Annotated in this window: 3 protein-coding genes; all 3 read left to right on the forward strand. The window is 70.3% G+C overall.

Annotated features, from left to right (window positions below; translation table 11 throughout):
* The first annotated feature begins 372 nt into the window (after positions 1–372).
* The 3 genes from MR1_RS08890 (at position 373) to MR1_RS08900 (ending at position 4,373) form a co-directional block, all read left to right on the forward strand.
* Positions 373–1,659 (forward strand): PhoH family protein, encoded by a 1,287-nt coding sequence (locus MR1_RS08890; RefSeq protein WP_233460088.1) that lies wholly within the window; start codon positions 373–375, stop codon positions 1,657–1,659.
* 139 nt (positions 1,660–1,798) lie between these two features.
* Complete coding sequence (locus tag MR1_RS08895) at positions 1,799–4,024, forward strand: carbon starvation CstA family protein (RefSeq protein WP_255218118.1); 2,226 nt, start codon at positions 1,799–1,801, stop codon at positions 4,022–4,024.
* Between the two features lie 103 nt (positions 4,025–4,127).
* Complete coding sequence (locus MR1_RS08900) at positions 4,128–4,373, forward strand: YbdD/YjiX family protein (RefSeq protein WP_084344483.1); 246 nt, start codon at positions 4,128–4,130, stop codon at positions 4,371–4,373.
* Positions 4,374–4,569 lie beyond the last annotated feature (196 nt).

Below are 4,569 nucleotides of genomic sequence, written 5' to 3' on the forward strand. Positions count from 1 at the left end.
CCGACGCGGGGATCACCGCGACGGTGCGCGACGGCCGGGTGCGCTTCGGCGTGCACGCCGGCACCGGGGAGCCCACGGTGGCGCTGCTCGACGGCGCCCTCGCCACGGCGGCGGAATTCATCTCCGCTTAACCGACGCTGCCGCGTGTCGGAGTCGCGTCGCGTGCTCCCGCGGTCGTACGGTCATGGCATCGGGCACGGTGCCCGATCGAGTCGGCCGTGAAGGATCGCGACTCGTGGCCCTGGTCGACTCGCCTAACACCGGGAATCCCCGGGTCGGGAGAGGGTCGTGGCCGCACCGTTCACTCAGCAGACTCAGGCAGCTCACCAGCGCAGCACCCGCGACGGCGGGGAAGGCGCGCCCGGACAGGACCTGCGCACCTACGTGCTCGACACGTCGGTGCTGCTGTCCGATCCCCAGGCGTTCTTCCGCTTCGCGGAGCACAGCATCGTCCTCCCCGTCGTCGTCATCGGCGAGCTGGAGGGCAAACGCCACGACCCCGAGATCGGGTATTTCGCGCGGCGGGCGCTGCGTCACCTCGACGAGCTGCGCGTCGAGCACGGACGTCTGGACTTCCCCGTCCCGATCGGCTCGGGCGGCACGCTGCGCGTCGAGCTCAACAACACCGATCAGTCCGTTCTCCCCAGCGGGATCCGCCTCGGCGACAACGACAGCCGCATCCTCTCGGTCGCCATGCACCTCGCGCAGGACGGCCAGGACGTGACGGTGGTCTCGAAGGACCTCCCCATGCGGGTGAAGGCGGCCTCGCTCGGCATCAACGCCGAGGAGTACCTCGCGGAGCAGGCCGTGGACTCGGGGTGGACCGGCATCGCCCCGATCGACCTCTCCGGGGACGAGATCAGCGACCTGTACGAGAGCGAGGTCGGATCCAGCGACCAGGTGACGGGCCTGCCCGTCAACACCGGCCTCATCATCCACTCCGAACGCGGCTCGGCCCTGGGCCGGGTCACCGGGGACGGGGAGTTCGCGCTCGTCCGCGGAGACCGCGAGGTGTTCGGCCTGCACGGGCGCTCCGCCGAGCAGCGCATCGCGATCGACCTGCTCCTGGACCCCGAGGTCGGCATCGTCTCCCTCGGCGGGCGCGCCGGAACGGGCAAGTCGGCCCTGGCGCTCTGCGCCGGTCTCGAGGCGGTGCTGGAGCGGCAGCAGCAGCGGAAGATCATCGTCTTCCGGCCGCTGTTCGCCGTCGGCGGGCAGGAGCTCGGCTACCTCCCCGGCGACCAGGGCGAGAAGATGAACCCCTGGGGCCAGGCCGTCTACGACACCCTCGGATCGGTGGTGTCGACCAACGTGATCGACGAGGTCGTCGAGCGCGGGATCCTGGAGGTCCTTCCGCTCACCCACATCCGCGGGCGGTCCCTGCACGACGCCTTCGTGATCGTGGACGAGGCGCAGTCGCTGGAGCGCAACGTCCTGCTCACGGTGCTCAGCCGGATGGGGCAGAACTCGCGCGTCGTGCTCACCCACGATGTCGGACAGCGCGACAACCTCCGCGTCGGCCGCCACGACGGCGTCGCCAGCGTGATCGAGACGCTCAAGGGGCACGAGCTGTTCGGGCACGTGACCCTGCAGCGGTCCGAGCGCTCGGCGATCGCCGCGCTCGTCACCGAGCTCCTGGAGGGCAGCGAGCTCAGCTGAGCCGACGACGAGGGGCCGCCGGGACTTCCCGGCGGCCCCTCGTCGTCCCGGCCCGTCCGTTCCCGCCGCGTCGGATGCGCGCGAGCGGTCGTCCGGGTTAGCGTCGATGCAGCAGGACGCGGACGAAGGAGTTCAGATCATGCAGAGAGCAGACACGGCGGAACGGAGTCTTCCCCCGGTCGCGGTCGACGAGAAGCCGCGGTGGACACCCGTGAAGATCGTCGTCTGGGCGCTCATCGCCCTGGTCGGCGGCGTGGCGTGGACGATGCTCGCGATCGTCCGCGGCGAGACGGTGAACGCCATCTGGTTCGTCTTCGCCGCGGTCGCGACCTACCTGATCTTCTACCGCTTCTACTCGAAGTACATCGAGCGGCGGCTTACACGGCCGGACGACCGCCGCGCGACGCCCGCGGAGGCCAAGGCGGACGGGAAGGACTACGTCGCCACCGACCGCCGCGTGCTGTTCGGGCACCACTTCGCGGCGATCGCCGGCGCCGGACCGCTCGTCGGCCCCGTGCTCGCGGCGCAGATGGGCTATCTGCCGGGGACCATCTGGATCATCGTCGGCGTGGTGCTCGCCGGCGCCGTGCAGGACTACCTGGTGCTGTTCTTCTCGATGCGGCGCGGCGGGCGCTCCCTGGGACAGATGGCGCGCGACGAGCTCGGGCGCTTCGGCGGAGCCGCCGCGATCCTCGCGACGCTGCTCATCATGATCATCATCACGGCGATCCTCGCCCTCGTCGTCGTCAACGCGCTCGGGGAGAGCCCGTGGGGCGTCTTCTCGGTGAGCATGACGATCCCCATCGCGCTGTTCATGGGCGTGTATCTGCGTTGGATCCGACCGGGACGGATCACCGAGGTGTCGATCATCGGGTTCGTGCTCCTCATCGCCGCCATCGTCGGCGGCGGCGCGGTGGCTGCTACCGACTGGGGGCAGGCGATCTTCCATCAGGAGCGCCTGACCATCGCATGGGCCATCATCATCTACGGCTTCATCGCGGCGGTCCTGCCGGTCTGGATCCTGCTCGCCCCGCGCGACTACCTCTCCACGTTCATGAAGATCGGCGTGATCGTGGCGCTCGCCGTGGCGATCGTCTTCGTCCGACCGGAGATCTCCGTCCCGGCCTTCAGCGAGTTCGCCGGCGGGGAGACGGGGCCGGTGTGGTCGGGCCCCCTGTTCCCGTTCCTGTTCGTCACGATCGCGTGCGGGGCGCTCAGCGGGTTCCACGCGCTGATCGCCTCGGGCACGACGCCGAAGATGGTCGAGAAGGAGAAGCAGACCCGCTTCATCGGCTACGGCGGGATGCTGATGGAGTCGTTCGTCGCGATCATGGCCCTCGTCGCGGCCGTGTCGATCGACCGGGGCATCTACTTCGCCATGAACTCGTCCCCGGCGGCGACGCTCGGCACGATCGAAGGCGCCGTGCAGTTCGTGAACGGGCTCGGGCTCGCCGGTGTGAACCTGACGCCGGAGATGCTCTCCACGACCGCGGCGAACGTGGGGGAGGAGTCGATCATCTCCCGCACCGGCGGTGCACCGACCCTCGCCCTCGGCCTCGCGCACATCATGCAGCAGTGGATCGGCGGCACCGGGATGATGGCGTTCTGGTACCACTTCGCGATCATGTTCGAGGCGCTGTTCATCCTGACCGCCGTGGACGCCGGCACCCGGGTCGCACGCTTCATGCTGCAGGACTCGATCGGGAACGTCATCCCGCGCTTCAAGGACACGTCCTGGCGGGCCGGGGCGTGGATCTGCACGGCGGTCATGGTGGCCGGGTGGGGCGCGGTGCTGATCATGGGCGTCACCGATCCGCTCGGCGGCATCAACACCCTGTTCCCCCTGTTCGGGATCGCGAACCAGCTGCTGGCCGCGATCGCGCTCGCGGTGGTGCTCACGATCGTCGCCCGCCGGCGCACGTTCGGGGTGCTCTGGGTGGTGGTCGTCCCGCTCGCATTCGTGACGGTGGTGACTGTCACCGCGTCGCTGTACAAGATCTTCTCCCCGGTGCCGGCGGTGGGCTACTGGGCTCAGCATTTCGCGTTCCGCGGGGCGCTGGAGGCGGGCGAGACGAGCTTCGGGACCGCGGGCACGGTCCAGGCGATGGAGGCGGTCGTGCGCAACACGGTGGTGCAGGGGACGCTGTCGATCGTGTTCCTCGTGCTCACCCTCATCGTGATCGCGATGTCGGTCTGGCGGGTGGTCCAGGCGTTCCGCGGCACGGAGGTCATCGATCACGAGGACCCTGCGGTCCCGTCGCGTCGCTTCGGGGCGGCGGGCCTCATCGCCTCCCGCGAGGAGCGCGCCGTGCAGAAGGAATGGGACGCGCTGCCGGACGAGCTGAAGCCGGTCCAGGGGCACTGACGTGACCGGTGTGCATGATCCGGCGCCGGGCGCCCGTGCGGCGTCGGGCCCGCACGGCGTCGGCCACGGAGGGCGTGGACCCGCGGCCTCAACCAGGGACGGCGTGGCTTCGCGGGTGGCCCTGGGCGGGGATGCCCGCGGTCCGGCCCGGCGCGCGGCCGAGGGACTGCGGCGCGCGTGGCGGGCGGTGGCCTGGTACGTCAACGGCGTGACCGGTCAGTCGCGGTACGCGGCCTACCTGGCGCATGAGCGCGCGGCGCATCCGGACCGGGTTCCGATGACGGAGCGCGAGTTCTGGCGGCGACACTACGCCGCGCAGGACGCGGATCCGGGCGCCCGCTGCTGCTGACCGTCTGCCGCCCGCTGCTGCTGACCGTCTGCCGCCCGCCGCTGCTGACCGTCTGCTGACCTCCGTCCCGGCCTCATCCCGGTCCCGATCTGCACACGTTGTCCCGATCTGCACACGGTTCGCGAGTATTCGTGTGCAGATCGGGCAGATGTGTGCAGATCGGGGGGGGGGGGCGGGGGGGGGGAGGGGGGAGGAA

Source organism: Microbacterium resistens NBRC 103078, from assembly GCF_001552355.1.
Lineage (GTDB): Bacteria > Actinomycetota > Actinomycetes > Actinomycetales > Microbacteriaceae > Microbacterium > Microbacterium resistens.